Consider the following 16,746-nt stretch of genomic DNA (forward strand, 5'->3'; position numbering starts at 1 on the left):
TTCCATGAGTACAACCGCGCAATCTCCGGCAGACTGGCTGCTCGAGGTCAATAACCTGTCCTGTGGCTACGGCGGGGATTCTGTGGTCAAAGATGTCAGCTTTGCCCTGAGCCATGGCGACATCGGCTGCCTGCTCGGCCCGAGCGGCTGCGGCAAAAGTACCATACTGCGTGCCCTCGCTGGCTTTCTTCCACTGAGCGGTGGCGAGATTTCTCTGCAGTCCCAGGCCATCAGCCTGCCCGGACGCACCCTGCCCCCGGAAAAGCGGCGGATCGGCATGGTGTTCCAGGATTACGCCCTGTTTCCGCACCTGACTATCGCTGACAACGTGGGGTTCGGTCTGCGCAATCTAAACAAGGCGGAAAAACGGCAGAAGGTCATGGAACTCCTTAATGTCGTGCACCTGCAGGATCTGGCAGACAACTACCCCCATGAGCTGTCCGGTGGCCAGCAGCAGAGGGTTGCCCTGGCTCGCGCCCTGGCACCGGAGCCCACCCTGATTTTGTTGGATGAACCGTTTTCCAATCTGGACGCAGATCTGCGCCGTCGGCTGAGCCTGGATGTTCGCGAAATCCTGAAGACGCTGGGCATAAGCGCCATTCTGGTTACCCACGACCAGCAAGAAGCCTTCGCCATGTGCGATCAGGTCGCTGTGTTGCGGGACGGCAAGATCCAACAGTGGGACGTGCCCTACAACCTCTACCATGAACCGGCGAATCGTTTCGTTGCCAGCTTCGTGGGTCAGGGCGGATTCGTCCCCGGCACCGCCCTTGGGCCGGATACTATTGAATCCGAGCTGGGCGTGATCCACGGCAACCGGGCCTACAAATGGGAACCCGGCACTCTGGTAGACGTTCTGATCCGGCCCGATGACATCGTTCATGACCCGGACTCGGATCTGCAGCCCAAGGTGGTTGAGAAAACCTTTGCCGGCACTTCTACTCTCTACCGTTTCCGCTGTTCCGAGGACACAGAGTTCGAAGCTCTGTTCCGCAGTCACCTGGATTTCAACCTGGGTGAGCATGTGCCGGTGCGTGTCGAGGCAGATCACTTGATTGCCTTCGAACGCACCACCTGATTGAGAGATTTAGTTGTTGCAGACGCGCTCTACAGCATCCAGCCAGCCAGCGTAGAGTGATTCTCGCAAAGCCGGGCGCATTCCCGGGTGGAACTGCCGCTCACATTCCCAAAGCGCGGAGATCTGCTCAAGGTTGTCAAAAACACCTGTCTGCAGTCCCGCAAGGTAGGCAGCTCCGAGAGCGGTTGTCTCTGTAACCCGAGGCCGGTCAACGGTGACATTCAGTATGTCGGCCAGGAATTGCATCACCCAGTCGTTCACCACCATACCGCCATCCACGCGCAGCGATTCAAGTCGGGCGCCGTCGTTCTGGATCGCCCGTACCAGATCCTTGGTCTGATAGCAGACCGACTGCAGGCCGGCGGTGACGATCTCGCCGATGCCCGTATCCCGCGTCAGGCCCATGATGGCGCCGCGAGCATGGGGATCCCAATGAGGTGCTCCCAGGCCGGTAAACGCCGGAACCAGGTAAACCGGATTGTCGACTCCGACCGCCTCCGCGTGGGCGGAAGATTCATTGGCATGAGCAATCAGCTTGAGCCCGTCCCTCAACCACTGCATGGCAGCACCGGCGACAAAAATACTGCCTTCCACCGCGTAACAGGGCTTGCCGTTTAGCCGATAGGCCATGGTGGTCAGCAACCGGTTCTCGGACCGAACGGCCTTATCGCCCGTATTGAGCATGAGAAAACAGCCGGTGCCGTAGGTGCTCTTGGCCATGCCCGGGCGAAAGCAGGCCTGCCCCACGAGAGCCGCGTGCTGATCCCCTGCGATGCCGGCAATCATAACTGGCGCGCCCAACCACTGCGCTTCGGCGGTGCCATAATCTGCGGCGCTATCGAGCACGTCCGGCAGCAAGGCCCGCGGCACGCGAAACAGGGCCAGAAGATCGTCGTCCCAGTTCTGCTCGTGAATATTGAAAAGAGCCGTTCTCGACGCATTGGTGGCATCGGTGCAGTGGGATTTGCCGTCAGTCAGGTTCCAGAGCAGCCAGCTGTCGACCGTTCCAAAAGCCAGCGCACCGGATTCGGCCCGGCCACGGGCGCCCTCCACGTTATCCAGAATCCAGGCTATCTTGGTGGCCGAAAAGTAGGGATCAATCAACAGCCCGGTTCGTTCAACAACCGTGTCCTCATGGCCATCGGATTTCAGCTTGGTACACCAGGACGCGGTTCGACGGTCCTGCCAGACAATGGCGTGGTATATCGGCTCGCCGGTTGCCCGGTCCCAGATCACCGTTGTTTCCCGCTGGTTGGTGATACCAATACCCGCCAACTCCGAGGCCTCGATGCCCGCTTTGTCGAGCGCGCCGCGACACACCGCCAGGGTGCTGTCCCAAATTTCACGGGCATCGTGCTCCACCCAGCCATCTTTCGGGAAATACTGGTGAAATTCCTGCTGGTCGGTTGCAACGCTGTTGCCCGTTTGATCAAAAACAATAGCGCGGGAACTGGTTGTACCCTGGTCGATGGCAAGCAGATAACGGGTCATGGACGGCCTCCTTTTGTTTCCCGGAATTCTAACAGCAGAGCAGGCGGGAAAGGGTGACCGATATGGAATTTGGGAGCAGGCATAAAAAAAGGGCCGGAAAACCGGCCCTCAAATGACGAATGAAACAAGGAAAGTTCGTAAGAACTACAACCTCAAAAGTCATCCCTTACGCTTTGCAGTATTGACCGCGCCGCCAAAAACTTCAGTAGTGCTTGTGTAGCTGCTTTGTTACATCAGGTGATGCGATGGGGCCTGGCTCACACAATGGAGTCCACTGGTTTTTTTCTGGGCCAGACCAGGCTGAATTTTGCACCGCCAAGCGTATCGCTCCTGCTGACGAAGGCGTGCCCTCCGTGCCAGTAGAGAATCCGGCGAACAATAGACAGACCCAGACCATAGCCGCCAGAGGTTCGGGTACGGCTGTCGTCCAGTCGGGCAAATGCGGTAAATACTTTCTCCCAGTCGTCCTCGGGAATGCCGGGGCCATCGTCTTCAACGTCAACGCGACAGTTGTCTTCATCGAAATGACAGCTGACCAGCACCTTGCCAGCCGCGTAGCGTCCCGCGTTGCCTACCAAATTCTGGATCGCCCGGTGCAGGTAGCGAGGCTCGATATCCGACAATGCCCAACGTTCGGAGACCTCATCGATATTACCTTCAATATTCAGCTCGGGCCGAACCATCTGTTGTTCAGAAACCACCTGACGGACAATGTCTGTGACCGAGGTTTCCTGAAGGGAGAATACCGGGCCGCCCTGCTCCAGCCTCGCATAGGTCAGGATCTCATCAATCAGCTCGTCCAGTTCCTGGATATCGCCATCAATGCCGTCCAGTTGCCTTTGCAGGGCAGTCTCGTCCTGACAGTCCTCAATCATCTGGACGCCAAAGCGGATACGGGCCACGGGAGTGCGCAATTCGTGGGAAACCGCGTGGATCATTTCCCGCTGCACCTGCACCAGGCGCTGGATGTGTTCAGCCATCCCGTTGAATGACGAGGCCAGACGGGTTACCAGCGTTCCCTCGCCCGCCTGGACCCGGGCGCTCATTTCACCACGTGCGATTCGAACCGCTACCGACTCAACGGTTCTGAGGTTACTGTCCACTTCCCGGAGCGCAAGAAAAAGGGCAACGGCCAAAACCCCACCAAGCACCAGGATCAGCAGCAGGACAACCGGCCAGGCCCAGGCATCAAACCCGGCGGGCATGTCAATCCGGTACAACTCACCGTCGGATAGCTGAACGATCACCCGTCCGCAACCGTCTGATTCGTCTGTGTAAAAGGCCTGGCCCCGCTCGGCGACCTGATCCAGAACGTCGGAGTCCGGCAGCAAGTCGGCGTCGTCCAGGGGCTGCACTTCTACATTGAGAGAACGGGCCATTTGCGAGGCAACATTGAGACGGTCATCCGCAGAGGCTGAATCAAGATGCCACCGGAAAATCAACCCTATGGTTTCTGACACGTCCCGGTAGGGCTCGTTCAGACGCAGCTGTACGATTTCTCCGGTCAGTCCGGTTACCAGAACCCGATACCCTACGTCACTGTCGATGCCAACCACCTGGCCGTAGCCAAGTCGCTCCAGAGCCACCGGTGACAGGTTGAAACGGGAAGCAGCCCCCATGCGAAGATCAACCGTCGAACTCAGCCAGTGGTATTGCTGTAACGGTGCCGGGGCCGCAGCCAGCCAGCGCATCAGTGGCTCGGGGAAGCGTTCATGCCAGAATTGGGAGCGCACCGAGTTGATCCCGGTGAACAGCAGGACACATAAAAAAACAACCAGCGCGGTCAGGCCGGCAAGGCGGGCATAAAGCTTGAGGAAGAACTTCAGGGGCATGGTACCAACCCTGGCATGGAGCACCGGTATGCGGGCGAATGGCACACCGGCTCCAGAGACTGAATCGTCAGGCTTCCTTTACGAACAGGTAGCCTTTACTACGAACGGTCTTGATGCGTCGCGGATGGATGGGGTCATCGCCAATCTTGGGTCGAATCCGGGAAACGCGAACATCAATGGATCGATCCTGACCATCGTATTCAATACCACGCAAGGCGGTGAAGATTTCTTCCCGGCTAAGCACGCGGCCCGCGTTGCTGGCGAGCAACCAGAGCAAATCAAATTCGGCGCTGGTCAGATCAATGCTTTCTTCACTCAGCCAGGCCTCCCGCATGGAGCGGTCGACAACCAGATCATTGAACTGGAGGCGCACCGGTTCTTCGCCCCCTGCCTCGTCCGCCGACCCCGAGCCGGTTTCGGTCACCCGACGCAGCATGGCGCGAATCCGTGCCAAGAGCACCCGGGGTTTGACCGGTTTACCAATATAGTCATCGGCACCCATTTCCAGACCCAGGACCTGGTCCAGATCGTCGGTTCGGGCAGTCAACATGATAATCGGGCCGGAATAGAAGGGACGCACCCGACGGCAAATGGAGAGCCCATCCTCGCCAGGCAACATAAGATCCAGAACCACCAGATCCGGCTGCTCATTGCGGATCCGCTCTACCGCAGGGCTACCATGAGTTTCCAGGGAGACGGTCAACCCGTTGCTTTCCAGGTATTCGCGGGTTAACTCCGCCAACCGCTCGTCGTCCTCGACAATCAGAATTCGCCAACTTTCATTTGTCTGTTCCACGCCATCCATCTCTGGTTTTGTTATTCCGGTTTCAGGTCATTCTGTGTACCTGACGATACAGGCAACCTGCTGTAACAGCAATTATACATGCTATTCAGAAATATACATGGAACCGCTGCTTCGTTACACCCTGTGACAGAGCTCCCGTAACCGCCAATCGGACCCCGATGTCACAGACACGTCACCTGGTGGTCACCGATGTGTCATACCGGCTTCATAGGCTTGTCGGGAAATGGAAACAAAAGAGACGACGCCATGACCACACAAACCGCGAAAGCCCGCCGCAGCGCCCGTCGCCTGAAAACCGACATGACCCGGTGCCCCAGACAGGTCGAAGCGGCCCAGCGGCTGCGTTACCGGGTATTTTCGGAGGAATACGGCAGCGACCTGGGCGCACAGACGCCCGGCATCGACGCTGACGAGTTCGATGCAGTGTGTGACCACCTGATCGTTACCGACCTGGATTCGGGCGAACTGGTAGCGACCACACGCATCCTGCACCAGAAAGACACCAAAGATGTTGGCGGCTTTTATTCGGCCGGGGAGTTCGACCTTAGCGCCCTGGAGAGACTCCCTGGCACCATAGCCGAGCTGGGGCGCACTTGTGTGCACCCGGATTATCGCAACGGCGCGACCATCAGCCTGCTCTGGTCGGCAGTGGCCGAATACCTGGTTGAGCGCGGTGTTGACTATATGATTGGCTGCGCGAGCATCGGCATGTCTGACGGAGGCCTGAAAGCCTGGCGCATCGCCCGCCACCTCCAGACCGAGTATCTGGCCGATCCGGCCTTTCTGGTAAAACCACTTCGCGCGATGCCGCATCTGACCCACACCCGAGACAGCGATCGATCGGTGGACGTTCCCGCTCTGATCCGAGCCTACATGCGTCTTGGTGCCCGTGTCTGCGGTGAGCCCTGCTGGGATCCGGATTTTCGCTGTGCCGACCTGTTGGTTGTGCTGGAGGTCAGTAAACTGGCCGGCCGCTACAGCCGGCACTTCATGCGCCCGGCATCCTGAAGACGGGAGTCTGGGATATGAGCTGGCTGAGACTCTGCGTTCGGATCACTGCCTTTATAGCCTTCCTTGCAGCCACCACAATGTTGGCCGCCGCTCTGAGGATCACTGAAATTGTTACCCGCAATGCTATCGACCGGACACCCTGGGCCAGATTCTGTTTCCGGTGGGCCTGTCGGTGCCTGGGACTGACTATACGCCAGCACGGCTCACCTTCCGACGATACCGTTCTGTTCGTCAGCAACCACATCAGTTGGTCAGATATTCCGATTCTGGGGAGCCTGGCACCGATCCGGTTTCTGTCAAAAGCCGAGGTCGGCCAGTGGCCGGTCATAGGCTGGCTGGCACGACAGGCCGGCACGCTCTTCATTCGACGCGGCGGTGGTCAGGCCCGCCGGGTTCGGGACCAGGTCATCGGAAATTTGCGGGCCGGGGAGAGTGTCCTGATATACCCGGAAGGAACCACCAGCGCAGGTCTGACGGTATTGCCGTTCCATGGCCTGTTGCTCAAGGCCGCTCCAGAGAGCAGAACCCCGGTACAGCCGATCACCATTGCCTATCGCCGGGAAGGCCGACCAGACCATCTGGCTCCCTTCATTGGTGATGATGAGTTCCACCACCATTTGTTGCGGATGCTAGCCCAGCCTTCTGCCCGGGTCGACGTAGTCTTCCACGAACCTGTACACCCGTCGGAAAAGATCCCGGCCGGAGAGTTCGCCGCCAGTCTGAGAGAGACCGTTCTGGAAGGACTGACCCGAATATACCGTGGTGAATACGACAGACCGGCAACCGAGTGCCTCAGAACAGGGGACGACCCTGGGCTACCTCATCTTCCGTCGCTTCACGGCGGCCAACGATCTCCAGATCAAAGTACAGGGTAAAGCCCGCCAATGGGTGATTGGCGTCCACCTTAACCAGGTTGCCATCAATCCCGACAACCTGCACGATCTGCGCTTCATCGCCCGTGTTGGTCTGGAACTTCATGCCAATCTGCAGGTTCTCGATACCTTCGAACAGTGAACGTGGCACCTTGCGCACCAGCTCGGGCTTGTGCTCACCGTACGCCATGGCCGGCGGTACCGTTACCTCAAGGCAATCGCCCACGTTGCGGTCTTTCACCGCCTGTTGGATCCCTTCAATAATCTCGGGACTGCCATAGACGAAGTGCAGGGGCTCACTGCCTTCGGAAGTATCAACCAGCTCGCCGATCTTGTTCTTCAAAACATAGTGAACGGTAAAAACGTCGGGTCTTGCTTGTGAAGCTGTCATCAGGTTTTCGAGTTTCCTGTATCCGGTGGTGTTTCGAGCTGTTGCAGGCCATGAATAACCAGTCGCTGATCCAGCTTGTCCCGCAATCCTGAAGGGTTACTCAGGCCCATGCGCTCAAGCAGGGACCCGTAACGGCCCTCGTCATCCCGGGCCCGGAGGGCCTGTAACAGAGTCGACAGTTTACCACGGCGAGTGGCCGTTGCGGCCTTGAGCCCCTTAAGGGCTTTCCCCAACGTCAGCTCCTCATCGGTAAAGTCCCTGCCAAACGGGAACGGCGGGAACAGGCTGGCATCTCCCGCTGCCGCAACGGCACGACGAATGGCTTGCGGGGTATTGTTACACCAGTCGGCAGGCAGCTTGAACGCAGGATCCACCTTGCCCGCCTTCTGGGCTTTTTTCAGAAGCTCCTGCTGGAACCGGGAGTCGGCAATGCGGATCAGCCTCAGGAAGACCTGCTCGTCGGACTGCCCTCTCAGATCGGCAATCCCGTACTCGGTAATGACGATGTCCCGCAGATGGCGGGGTATGGTGCAATGACCATAATTGAACACGATATTGGACAGTACCTTGCCCTGGGATGATCGGGTGCTGCGCAGCGACAGGATCGAACGTGCGCCCGGCAGCTCGTGAGCCATGGCAACGAAGTTGTACTGGCCACCGACGCCACTGACCACACGACCATCCTCAAGACCATCCGATACGCCAGCACCGTTGAGGGTGTACATCATAGCCGAATTGATGAACCGGCCATGAACGCGCTGCGCCGCTTTCAGCTTCTGGTCTCCGAACCGGTGGTCATACAGGTGGTTGATGAAGTTCACGCTGGTCATGCAGATTTTTGCACGCTGCTCGTCGGTCATTTCCCTGAGGTACTGGTAAAACTGCTCGGGACCAACGTAAAAACCGCCGTGCATGGCGATACCGCCAGTCAGCCGTTCCCCGAGAATGAGGGTTTCGATGGCCTGCCGGGCCTCCGGATTGTCCAGATCACCCTCGACCGACTGATCACCAATGCGCAACCGGCCGCCCTTGAACTCGACAGCTGCTTTAAAGATGCCATGCTGGACCAGCCAATGAACATCCTTTGCCCGCAACGGGCTATCAATCAGCTTTTCGCGGCGCAGGACATCGAGGGTTGCGAGAGACACCTCACCGGGAATATCACCGCGATTGATCAATGTCTGCAGACCGGCGTGATCGTATACCTCCCGGGTAAGGATGCCTTCCTGCATCAGGTACAGGAAACCATCCACCATCATTTCACTACAGCCATAAAGCCCCTCCTCGAAGGGGCCGGTGCCACCGTCCTCGCGAACGACGGGGAAATGCTGATCAACCTGGAGATGGTCAAACACCTGCCGCCAGGCCTTATTGTGACTGTGTCTGAGAATGGCGCTGTGGACCAGGGCCGCGCCCAGTGAGCCGATGCCAACCTGGAGCGTACCGCCGTCCTTCAGGAGGGTACTGGCGTAGAATCCGATCAGGTGGTCTTCCGGGCTGACCGACATCTGGGGCGCTGAGAACAGCGGATAGTCTCCCGAAGGCTGATCCAGCAAGACATCGAACCGGTCTGCTTCAATCGCTGCATGATGGCCAAACCAGGGAAGGTTCTGGTTCATCTCGGCCACCAGCGCGACCGGCGTGCCAGCCGCCTCGCGCTCACGGAGCAGGGGAATCAGGTCCAGCGTCAGATCCGGGTTGCAGCTCAGACTGACCTGGCCGGGCTGCCCATGGGCCTCGCCCGGAGACACCATCTGGGCGACGACATTGACACCCACCGCCATCAGATCGCGAACGGCATGGGTATAGTTGGTACACACGTAATGCCGCTGCTGGGAACGATTGTTCAGATAACTGCCGGCTTTGAAGAAGAACTCCGAGACCTGAACATTCTCAGGAAGACGGTTTGCCGATACATCCCTGGCATAGGCCAGTTCAGGAATCCGGCCATAGAGACGCTCGACAAACGGTCCCATGAAGCGCTTCTCCAGCGAGGAGCCGCCCTTTGGCGCCAGCAGCGACAGTGCTGTCACGATGTGCAGGCGAATCTCCGGATCGTCCTTGGCCCGCTCGTACAACGCATTGACAAAACGGACCGGCTTGCCAAGCCCAAGCGGCAAACCAAGTGTGATTTCCTTGCCAACCCGCCGAATCACTTCATCAACACAAGCGTTCACATCGTTCGATAACTGCCCTCTATCACCCGCCATTACCAAGCTCCTTATTGGCTAATCAGCATGCTAGCGGGGATGATCACACGAGGATCGAACACAGACAATGCGCCAGATCATGATTCTGGGGTTTGATGATAGGACCGGGTGCGGGGAATTGCGAGGTTCAGAAGTTCCACTTCAGGTTCAGGCAGGCACCCTCGTTCAGGAGCGCAATGCCATGGTCGGCCTGGGCCGGATCCGACGCATAATGCTTGCCGGAGTGCTTCGAACGGGTAAGCGTAAGGCTCAGCAGGCGGGAACCGATTTCGGCAAACGCATCGGAACCGTCCTCGTCAAAATCACCGGAAACCCGTTCCTGGATTTCGAAAATCTGCTCGCTGGCGGTCTTGCTTTCGACCTGTTCGAACACGCGCTCGGATGCTTCGGCGCGAACGACGAAAGCAACAAGATTGAGAGCGAGTAACGCAACAAAGATTCGAATAATCATGACACTGCCTGAGACCTTTTTTCCGACACGGGAGTCTACGGATACCTTAGGCTTAAGTCTAATGATTAAGGGCTGGAAAGATGTGAATCTGCACACAAAGACGCCGACTTTTTGTCACGGGATCAGCATCTTTTTGTCAATTTATGATCCCCGATATTTCAGACTGTAACAGCACCCCCGGCCAGCGCTTCTCAGCCGGGGGTTCAAACCAACAAAGCCGGCGGGCTCAGGGGCAGGGGTAGGTGAATTCCTGGTGAATGACCTCTATCGCTTCCAGTACCTCGGGGCTCAGGGTGACCTTTGCGGACCCTATGTTTTCCCGCAATTGCTCCATGGATGTTGCTCCGATGATATTGCTGGTCACGAAGCTGCGGCTGTTCACGTAAGCCAGTGCCATCTGGACCGGAGACAATCCGTTCTGCCGAGCCAGCTCAACATAGGCCTGGGTGGCATCCATGCCACGACTGCCGGTGTAGCGGCTGAAACGCTCGTACAGGGTCATTCTGGCCTTCTCGGGCCACTTGCCGCCCAGATATTTGCCGGAGAGCATGCCAAAAGCCAGCGGTGAGTAGGCGAGCAAACCGGCCTGTTCCCGGTGGGCAATTTCCGCCATCCCCACCTCGAATGACCGATTCAGGAGGTTGTAGGGATTCTGGATGCTGGCCACTCTCGGCCAGCCTTTCTCGCCGGACAGACGCAGATACTCCATGGTGCCCCAGGGCGTCTCATTGGACAGTCCGATGTGCCGGACCTTCCCGGACCGAACCAGATCATTCAGCGCTTCAAGTGTTTCCTCGATCGACGTGAAAGACTCTTCCGGGCTGTGCTCGTAACCGAGCTTGCCGAAAAAGTTCGTGCTGCGATCCGGCCAGTGCACCTGGTACAGATCAATGTAGTCGGTCTGCAGGCGTTTCAGGCTGGCGTCGCAGGCTTCCATAATATGATCCCGGGTCAGGCGCGGACCATTACGGAGGTACTTCAGTCCGTTGCCCGGCCCCGCCACTTTCGACGCAATTACCAGGTCGTTGCGGTTGCCCCTGCTGGCAAGCCAGTTTCCCAGGTAGGTCTCGGTCAGCCCCTGGGTTTCCGCCCGGGGCGGCACCGGGTACATCTCTGCGGCATCAATAAAGTTGATACCCTCGGCGACTGCGTAATCCAGCTGCTCAAATGCTTCCTTTTCGGTGTTTTGCTCCCCCCAGGTCATTGTGCCCAGGCAAATCAGGGTAACGTCGAGATCGGTCTTTCCAAGCTTTCGCGTTTGCATATCGTCTCCGATTCGGTTCGGTTAACGGGTAAAGGGAATGTCACGGGAGTGTCGCATAACTGTCATGCCGGCTTTTCATAGTAGGGGCATGTCAAAGGAAGCACAGGAAACACCGTGACCGAGACCATGCAGGCCAACCGGCGCCCACAACACATTACCATTGTTTCGGAGACTTTTCCGCCGGAAATCAATGGCGTGGCAAACACGCTCAGGCAGCTTTGCCAGGGGCTGATGCAACGTGGGCACCGGGTGACGGTTATACGGCCACGACAGCAACATGAGCGCAAAGGCCACTTTGCCAGTGCTGGCGACGCACTCTTCTCCCGTGAACATGTGGTGACCGGCTTGCCGCTACCCGGGTACGCGGACCTGCGCTTTGGCCTGGCCAGAACCGGCCATCTGAAAAAGCTCCTGACCACTGACCGGCCCGATGCCGTCTACGTTGCCACTCAGGGCCCATTGGGCATTGCGGCAACAACAGCGGCAAGGCAGGTGGGCATTCCGGTCAGCTCGGGCTTCCACACCAATTTTCACAGCTACAGCCGTTATTATGGCGTCGGCATGCTGGAGAGGTTGCTGTGCCTCTATGGTCGATGGTTCCACAACCGCACGGCCATCACCCTGGTGCCGACTCGAAAAATGCAGCAGACAACCCGCGCCATGGGTATTCCGGCGACCGGCCTCTGGAGTCGGGGCGTGGACTGTCATCGCTTTACGCCCCACAAGCGAGACAGTGCACTGCGGGAATCCTGGGGCTTGCAGGCCAATGACCGCGCCATTCTGTATGTCGGCCGGCTTGCACCGGAAAAGAACCTTCGGATGGCGGTTGCCTGCTTCGAACGCATTCGCGGCCTTCACCCCCAGGCCAGGTTCATCCTGGTTGGCGACGGCCCACTCCGGCGCCAGCTGGCTGAACGCCACCCCGATTACGTGTTCTGCGGCACCCGTCGGGGCGACGACCTTGCCCGCCATTTCGCCTCAGGCGATCTGTTCCTGTTTCCGAGCAAGACCGACACCTTCGGCAACGTGGTGCTGGAGGCAATGGCCAGCGGACTGGGCGTCGTCAGCTTTGACGACGCCGCAGCGGCCGAACACATCCGCCACGAGGAAAACGGCATGAAGGTGCCTCTGGACGAGGATGAAGCATACGTCGACAGCGCTCTCCGCCTGGCCGATCAACCAACCCTGCTGAACCGGATCAGGGCCCAGGCAAGGCTGGATGCCCTGGAACAGAGCTGGAATTCGCAGATCGAACAATTTGAACAACTGGTTTTCAACCAAACCGCAAAGGCCGGATACCATGCCATCAACAAGCAAAGCGTCTCGCTTCTTTGAACTGGCAGACCAGCGGGAAGTCGCTTTCTGTCAATCTATTAACCGCGCTGTTCAATTCCGACCCGCCCTGGGCTATTTCCGACTGGTCAGCCGACTTGGCGACGGCTGGTTCTGGTACGCACTGATTCTTTTCATCCCCGTTCTCCGTCCGGAATCCGGGCCAGGACTGGCACTGCTCATGGCGCTGACCGGCCTCACCTGCACCCTCAGCTACAAGTTACTGAAGCGCTGGCTCATCCGTGAACGCCCATTTATATCCTTTCCCGCTATCAACTGCGGCACGCCGCCCCTGGACCGCTACAGCTTTCCGTCCGGCCACACACTCCACGCCGCCTGCTTTCAGGTCATGCTGACCGTGGCGGAACCGGCGCTGGCTCTCATAGTGCTTCCGTTTACGTTGAGTGTGGCGGCATCGAGGGTGGTCCTCGGCCTGCACTACCCCAGCGACGTCGCTGCCGGCGCCCTGATCGGTGGCCTGATGGGTTACGCGGCCATGAGTTGGCTGCACCTCTAATCAAACAGACGCAACTGGGTAACAGGCGCATCATCGTTGCGGAAACGCACGCCCAGCCCCAACAGCCGTACCGGTCGTTCCCGGTTGGTCACCAGTTCTGCCAGCAGCGGCAGATAATCTTCCAGAGCGGGCTCTTTGACCTGTTCCCGGACCCGCTCCAGGGTATGGGTTGAAAAATCACTGTAGCGGATCTTGATAAAGAGCTTGTGGATCGGTTTTCGACGGGCCTTGCGCGAGAGGCGAAGATTGAGATCCGCAACCAGCGAGGCCATGACTGTCTCGCATGCCGCCATGTCTGGCAAATCCTGGGAAAAGGTTCGCTCGACACTGACCGACTTGGCAATCCGAGACACCACAACAGCCCGGTCATCCCGGCCGTGGGCCATCTCATGAAGACGATAGCCCTGCTTGCCGAACCGCTCAATCAGAACATCGGCCCCAAGCGCCTGCATGTCGCCGCAGGTCTTTACTCCGAGTGCGTGCAGTTTCGAAGCAGTTACCTGCCCTACTCCAAACAGCTTCTCAACCGGCAATCCCTGTACGAATTCCTCTACGTCCTCCGGGCGAATCACAAACAGCCCGTCCGGCTTTTCCCAGTCGCTGGCGATCTTGGCGAGGAACTTGTTGGGCGCAACCCCGGCGGAAATGGTGATACCCACTTCCCGGCGCACGCGCTCCCGAAGGTGGCGAGCCATGAGCGTGGCACTGCCCTTGTGATCGGTCACATCGGAGACATCCAGAAAAGCCTCATCCAGGGAAAGCGGTTCCACCAGATCCGTCAGCTCCCGCAGGATGGCCATCACCTGCTGTGACACCGCCCGATACCGGCCCATGTCCGTCGGTACCGTCACCAGCCCCGGGCAAAGGCGACGCGCCTCGCTACCCGGCATCGCCGAACGCACACCGTACGCGCGGGCCTTGTAATTGCAGGTCGTTACCACGCCCCGACCACCATCACCGCCCACTGCCAGCGGCACATCCCGGAGGCTGGGATCGTCCCGCATCTCGACGGCCGCGTAGAAGCAGTCACAATCCACGTGGATGATCTTGCGTTGTGGCATAATCAGGGGGCTCGCGTCGACTTTCTGTACATTTATACAGCCTTGTATCTTAAGCTAACATGCAGAGAATGTCAGGAACCCCAACAACCGGCGCATCAACCATTGCGAGGCCATCATGAGCAACCCGATTCCTGAAGCAGAACGCACCGAAATTGAAGCCGCAGCTTTCCGTAGATTGGTCAAGCATCTGCGTGATAATACCGATGTGCAGAACATCGACCTGATGAACCTGGCGGGCTTCTGCCGTAACTGCCTCTCCAAGTGGTACCTGGCAGAAGCCAATGAGCGCGGTTTTGAACTTTCAGACCCCCAGGCCCGTGAAGAAATCTACGGCATGCCCTATGAGGACTGGAAGGCGCTCTACCAGACAGGCCCCAAGCAGGAACACAAATAATGAGTGTCAATGATGCCGTGAGGATCCATCTGGCATCCCTGGACGCTGGCCATGCCAGCTTCAAAGACTCCCTGGCACTGATCGAAGAGCATTTTGAGTACCAGCCCTGCAGCTTCCGCAACGGCCCGCTGGTGAACGCGGAGGGCGAGAACGCAGGGTCTTGCCGGATCTTTGGCCTGGGCCAGTACTGCAACCTGAGTGAAGTCGACACACTCAAACTGTTTGCCGAACACTATCAGCAGGTTCTGGACGACCCGACCGGCGAGAGCCATGGCAACATCCGCCAGTTTATCAGCACCGGATGGTCAGGCATCCGATTCGAAGGCATGCCACTCCGGCAGCGCCCGAACCCAACCGACAACATGACCAGGGAAGAGACTCCTTCATGAGCGATACCGCCACCTCCGGGGTAAAACAGGGTTTTCAGCTAAAAAGCGCCAGCGTGTCCATGACAGCCCTGGAGCTCTACTACTTCGACGACGGCGAGTTCGAAGAAGTGTTGCGGGACAAGATCAGCCAGGCGCCCGGGTTCTTCAAGGATATTCCGCTGATCATCAGTCTGGAAAAATACCAAGGTCTCGACGGCGAACTGGATTTTTTCAAGATCATCGGCACCTGTCGGCGCAACAACATCCACGTGATTGGCGTGCGCGGTGGCACCGACGACCAGCGCCGCCTCGCCCGGGGAGCTGCACTGGCACTGCTTCCTGGCAACGGCCAGCGGGATCGCGCCCATGAAGCCGAACAGGTAGCCGCGGAGGAAGCAGAAACCGCAGTTGTTGCTGCCTCGACCGGCACTGCCGGCGACCCGCCCCCGGCCAAGATCATCTCCCAGCCGGTGCGCTCCGGCCAGCAGGTTCACGCACCGGAAGGTGACCTGGTTATTCTGGCACCGGTGCAGGCCGGTGCAGAGGTGCTTGCAGCAGGTAACATCCATGTATACGGTCCCCTGCGGGGACGGGCACTGGCCGGCATCCATGGCGCAGAATCCGCACGGGTTTTCTGCCAATCCCTGGAAGCGGAGCTTGTGTCCATCGCGGGACACTATAAAATCTCCGAAGATCTTCAGGACAATGGCTGGAAAAGCGCTGTGCAAATCCAGCTCAGGGACGACCTGCTGGTGGTAACGCCACTGGACAAGGCCTGATATTGGAGCTCAATACAATAACTTGACCGGATAATTCGGCAGACACGACGAATCCACCGAGAAACAGGAACAGAACCTTGGCTAGAATTATTGTCGTTACCTCAGGAAAGGGCGGCGTTGGCAAAACCACCACCAGCGCCTCGATCAGCACCGGCCTTGCCAAGCGAGGCCACAAGACAGTAGTCATCGATTTTGACGTGGGCCTGCGCAATCTGGACCTGATCATGAATTGCGAGCGTCGCGTGGTGTACGACTTCGTAAACGTGATCCAGGGCGAAGCCTCCCTGAACCAGGCCCTGATCCGCGACAAGCGGGTCGATACCCTGTATATCCTTCCGGCCTCCCAGACCCGGGAAAAGGAAGCACTGACCAAAGATGGCGTCGAGAAGGTCATCAACGAGCTTTCCGAGACGTTCGATTACATCGTCTGCGATTCTCCTGCCGGCATTGAGCATGGTGCCCTGATGGCGCTGTATTACGCCGATGAAGCGATTGTGGTTACCAATCCCGAAGTATCTTCGGTGCGGGATTCCGACCGCATCCTGGGCATTCTGCAAAGCAAATCACGCCGAGCCGAAATGAGCCAGGACCCGGTCAAGGAACACCTGCTCCTGACCCGTTACAATCCGTCCCGGGTCGAAAAGGGCGAGATGCTGTCCGTGGCGGATGTTGAGGAAATCCTCGCGATTCCACTGCTGGGTGTCATTCCCGAAAGCCAGATTGTACTGAATGCGTCAAACCAGGGCTTGCCCGTTATCCTCGAAGAGGACAGCGATGCCGGCCAGGCCTATGAAGACGCAGTCGCACGCCTGCTGGGTGAGGAACGGGAACACCGTTTCATGACGTCCCAGAAGAAGGGTTTCTTCTCACGGATGTTCAAGGGGGGCTAA

At 58.4% G+C, this 16,746-nt stretch carries 17 protein-coding genes; 9 read left to right on the plus strand and 8 right to left on the minus strand.

The genetic code is table 11. The annotated features are described in order from the left end of the window. The first annotated feature begins 4 nt into the window (after positions 1-4). On the plus strand, positions 5-1,078 hold the full coding sequence (locus J3362_RS17865; protein ID WP_349521595.1) for an ABC transporter ATP-binding protein: 1,074 nt from the start codon (positions 5-7) through the stop codon (positions 1,076-1,078). Between the two features lie 9 nt (positions 1,079-1,087). Here the strand turns inward: J3362_RS17865 and glpK are convergent, their stop codons facing one another. The 3 genes from glpK to J3362_RS17880 form a co-directional block, all read right to left on the minus strand. After that, positions 1,088-2,569 (minus strand): glycerol kinase GlpK, encoded by a 1,482-nt coding sequence (glpK, locus tag J3362_RS17870; RefSeq protein WP_349521597.1) that lies wholly within the window; start codon positions 2,567-2,569, stop codon positions 1,088-1,090. A 257-nt stretch (positions 2,570-2,826) separates the two neighbouring features. Next, complete coding sequence (locus J3362_RS17875) at positions 2,827-4,446, minus strand: ATP-binding protein (protein ID WP_349521598.1); 1,620 nt, start codon at positions 4,444-4,446, stop codon at positions 2,827-2,829. Between the two features lie 22 nt (positions 4,447-4,468). Continuing rightward, positions 4,469-5,206 (minus strand): response regulator, encoded by a 738-nt coding sequence (locus J3362_RS17880; RefSeq protein ID WP_349521600.1) that lies wholly within the window; start codon positions 5,204-5,206, stop codon positions 4,469-4,471. Positions 5,207-5,452: 246 nt separating this feature from the next. On the opposite strand from J3362_RS17880, the gene J3362_RS17885 reads away from it, so the two are divergent. Both J3362_RS17885 and J3362_RS17890 read left to right on the plus strand, forming a co-directional pair. Further along, on the plus strand, positions 5,453-6,214 hold the full coding sequence (locus J3362_RS17885) for a GNAT family N-acetyltransferase (RefSeq protein ID WP_349521602.1): 762 nt from the start codon (positions 5,453-5,455) through the stop codon (positions 6,212-6,214). 80 nt (positions 6,215-6,294) lie between these two features. After that, complete coding sequence (locus tag J3362_RS17890; RefSeq protein WP_349521740.1) at positions 6,295-7,092, plus strand: lysophospholipid acyltransferase family protein; 798 nt, start codon at positions 6,295-6,297, stop codon at positions 7,090-7,092. On the opposite strand, the gene J3362_RS17895 is transcribed toward J3362_RS17890, so the two are convergent. The 4 genes from J3362_RS17895 to J3362_RS17910 all read right to left on the minus strand — a co-directional run bounded on the left by J3362_RS17895 (position 7,010) and on the right by J3362_RS17910 (position 11,405). Further along, the gene (locus tag J3362_RS17895; protein ID WP_008176279.1) at positions 7,010-7,480 is read right to left on the minus strand and encodes an FKBP-type peptidyl-prolyl cis-trans isomerase; all 471 of its coding nucleotides are present in this window, start codon (positions 7,478-7,480) and stop codon (positions 7,010-7,012) included. The two genes, J3362_RS17890 and J3362_RS17895, sit on opposite strands and share 83 nt — an antisense overlap. Continuing rightward, positions 7,480-9,690, minus strand: coding sequence for an acetyl-CoA hydrolase/transferase C-terminal domain-containing protein (locus J3362_RS17900; RefSeq protein WP_349521605.1), 2,211 nt, complete (start codon positions 9,688-9,690; stop codon positions 7,480-7,482). Before J3362_RS17900 ends, J3362_RS17895 begins: the two co-directional genes overlap by 1 nt. A 127-nt stretch (positions 9,691-9,817) precedes the next feature. Then, a complete protein-coding gene (locus tag J3362_RS17905; protein ID WP_349521607.1) occupies positions 9,818-10,141 on the minus strand; it encodes a hypothetical protein in 324 nt (107 codons plus the stop codon). A 226-nt stretch (positions 10,142-10,367) separates the two neighbouring features. Next, positions 10,368-11,405 (minus strand): NADP(H)-dependent aldo-keto reductase, encoded by a 1,038-nt coding sequence (locus tag J3362_RS17910; RefSeq protein ID WP_349521609.1) that lies wholly within the window; start codon positions 11,403-11,405, stop codon positions 10,368-10,370. Between the two features lie 126 nt (positions 11,406-11,531). On the opposite strand from J3362_RS17910, the gene J3362_RS17915 reads away from it, so the two are divergent. After that, positions 11,532-12,740, plus strand: coding sequence for a glycosyltransferase family 4 protein (locus J3362_RS17915; RefSeq protein WP_349521741.1), 1,209 nt, complete (start codon positions 11,532-11,534; stop codon positions 12,738-12,740). Beyond that, positions 12,706-13,254 (plus strand): phosphatase PAP2 family protein, encoded by a 549-nt coding sequence (locus J3362_RS17920; protein WP_349521611.1) that lies wholly within the window; start codon positions 12,706-12,708, stop codon positions 13,252-13,254. Before J3362_RS17915 ends, J3362_RS17920 begins: the two co-directional genes overlap by 35 nt. On the opposite strand, the gene dinB is transcribed toward J3362_RS17920, so the two are convergent. Further along, positions 13,251-14,315 carry a DNA polymerase IV gene (dinB, locus tag J3362_RS17925; protein WP_349521613.1) on the minus strand — a complete coding sequence of 355 codons (1,065 nt, stop codon included), beginning with the start codon at positions 14,313-14,315 and terminating at the stop codon, positions 13,251-13,253. The genes J3362_RS17920 and dinB overlap by 4 nt on opposite strands. A gap of 115 nt (positions 14,316-14,430) precedes the next feature. Between dinB and J3362_RS17930 the strand changes: the two genes are divergently transcribed. The 4 genes from J3362_RS17930 to minD all read left to right on the plus strand — a co-directional run bounded on the left by J3362_RS17930 (position 14,431) and on the right by minD (position 16,746). Then, positions 14,431-14,709 (plus strand): DUF1244 domain-containing protein, encoded by a 279-nt coding sequence (locus J3362_RS17930; RefSeq protein WP_088829593.1) that lies wholly within the window; start codon positions 14,431-14,433, stop codon positions 14,707-14,709. After that, positions 14,709-15,098, plus strand: coding sequence for a HopJ type III effector protein (locus J3362_RS17935; protein WP_349521614.1), 390 nt, complete (start codon positions 14,709-14,711; stop codon positions 15,096-15,098). Before J3362_RS17930 ends, J3362_RS17935 begins: the two co-directional genes overlap by 1 nt. Continuing rightward, positions 15,095-15,856: a septum site-determining protein MinC gene (minC, locus tag J3362_RS17940; protein ID WP_349521615.1), complete on the plus strand. Its 762-nt coding sequence runs from the start codon at positions 15,095-15,097 to the stop codon at positions 15,854-15,856. The genes J3362_RS17935 and minC overlap by 4 nt, the downstream gene beginning before the upstream one ends. Before the next feature lie 77 nt (positions 15,857-15,933). After that, positions 15,934-16,746 (plus strand): septum site-determining protein MinD, encoded by an 813-nt coding sequence (gene minD, locus J3362_RS17945; protein ID WP_349521616.1) that lies wholly within the window; start codon positions 15,934-15,936, stop codon positions 16,744-16,746.

Source organism: Marinobacter sp. NFXS11 (assembly GCF_040148675.1).
Lineage (GTDB): Bacteria > Pseudomonadota > Gammaproteobacteria > Pseudomonadales > Oleiphilaceae > Marinobacter.

Bases quoted from the DNA above. Each gene is read 5' to 3' on its own strand.
- J3362_RS17880 (WP_349521600.1), bottom strand. From the start codon at position 5,206: ATGGATGGCGTGGAACAGACAAATGAAAGTTGGCGAATTCTGATTGTC.
- dinB (WP_349521613.1), bottom strand. From the start codon at position 14,315: ATGCCACAACGCAAGATCATCCACGTGGATTGTGACTGCTTCTACGCG.
- J3362_RS17930 (WP_088829593.1), top strand. From the start codon at position 14,431: ATGAGCAACCCGATTCCTGAAGCAGAACGCACCGAAATTGAAGCCGCA.
- J3362_RS17915 (WP_349521741.1), top strand. From the start codon at position 11,532: ATGCAGGCCAACCGGCGCCCACAACACATTACCATTGTTTCGGAGACT.
- J3362_RS17865 (WP_349521595.1), top strand. From the start codon at position 5: ATGAGTACAACCGCGCAATCTCCGGCAGACTGGCTGCTCGAGGTCAAT.
- J3362_RS17900 (WP_349521605.1), bottom strand. From the start codon at position 9,690: ATGGCGGGTGATAGAGGGCAGTTATCGAACGATGTGAACGCTTGTGTT.
- J3362_RS17920 (WP_349521611.1), top strand. From the start codon at position 12,706: ATGCCATCAACAAGCAAAGCGTCTCGCTTCTTTGAACTGGCAGACCAG.
- minC (WP_349521615.1), top strand. From the start codon at position 15,095: ATGAGCGATACCGCCACCTCCGGGGTAAAACAGGGTTTTCAGCTAAAA.
- J3362_RS17895 (WP_008176279.1), bottom strand. From the start codon at position 7,480: ATGACAGCTTCACAAGCAAGACCCGACGTTTTTACCGTTCACTATGTT.
- glpK (WP_349521597.1), bottom strand. From the start codon at position 2,569: ATGACCCGTTATCTGCTTGCCATCGACCAGGGTACAACCAGTTCCCGC.
- J3362_RS17885 (WP_349521602.1), top strand. From the start codon at position 5,453: ATGACCACACAAACCGCGAAAGCCCGCCGCAGCGCCCGTCGCCTGAAA.
- J3362_RS17935 (WP_349521614.1), top strand. From the start codon at position 14,709: ATGAGTGTCAATGATGCCGTGAGGATCCATCTGGCATCCCTGGACGCT.
- J3362_RS17890 (WP_349521740.1), top strand. From the start codon at position 6,295: ATGTTGGCCGCCGCTCTGAGGATCACTGAAATTGTTACCCGCAATGCT.
- J3362_RS17905 (WP_349521607.1), bottom strand. From the start codon at position 10,141: ATGATTATTCGAATCTTTGTTGCGTTACTCGCTCTCAATCTTGTTGCT.
- J3362_RS17910 (WP_349521609.1), bottom strand. From the start codon at position 11,405: ATGCAAACGCGAAAGCTTGGAAAGACCGATCTCGACGTTACCCTGATT.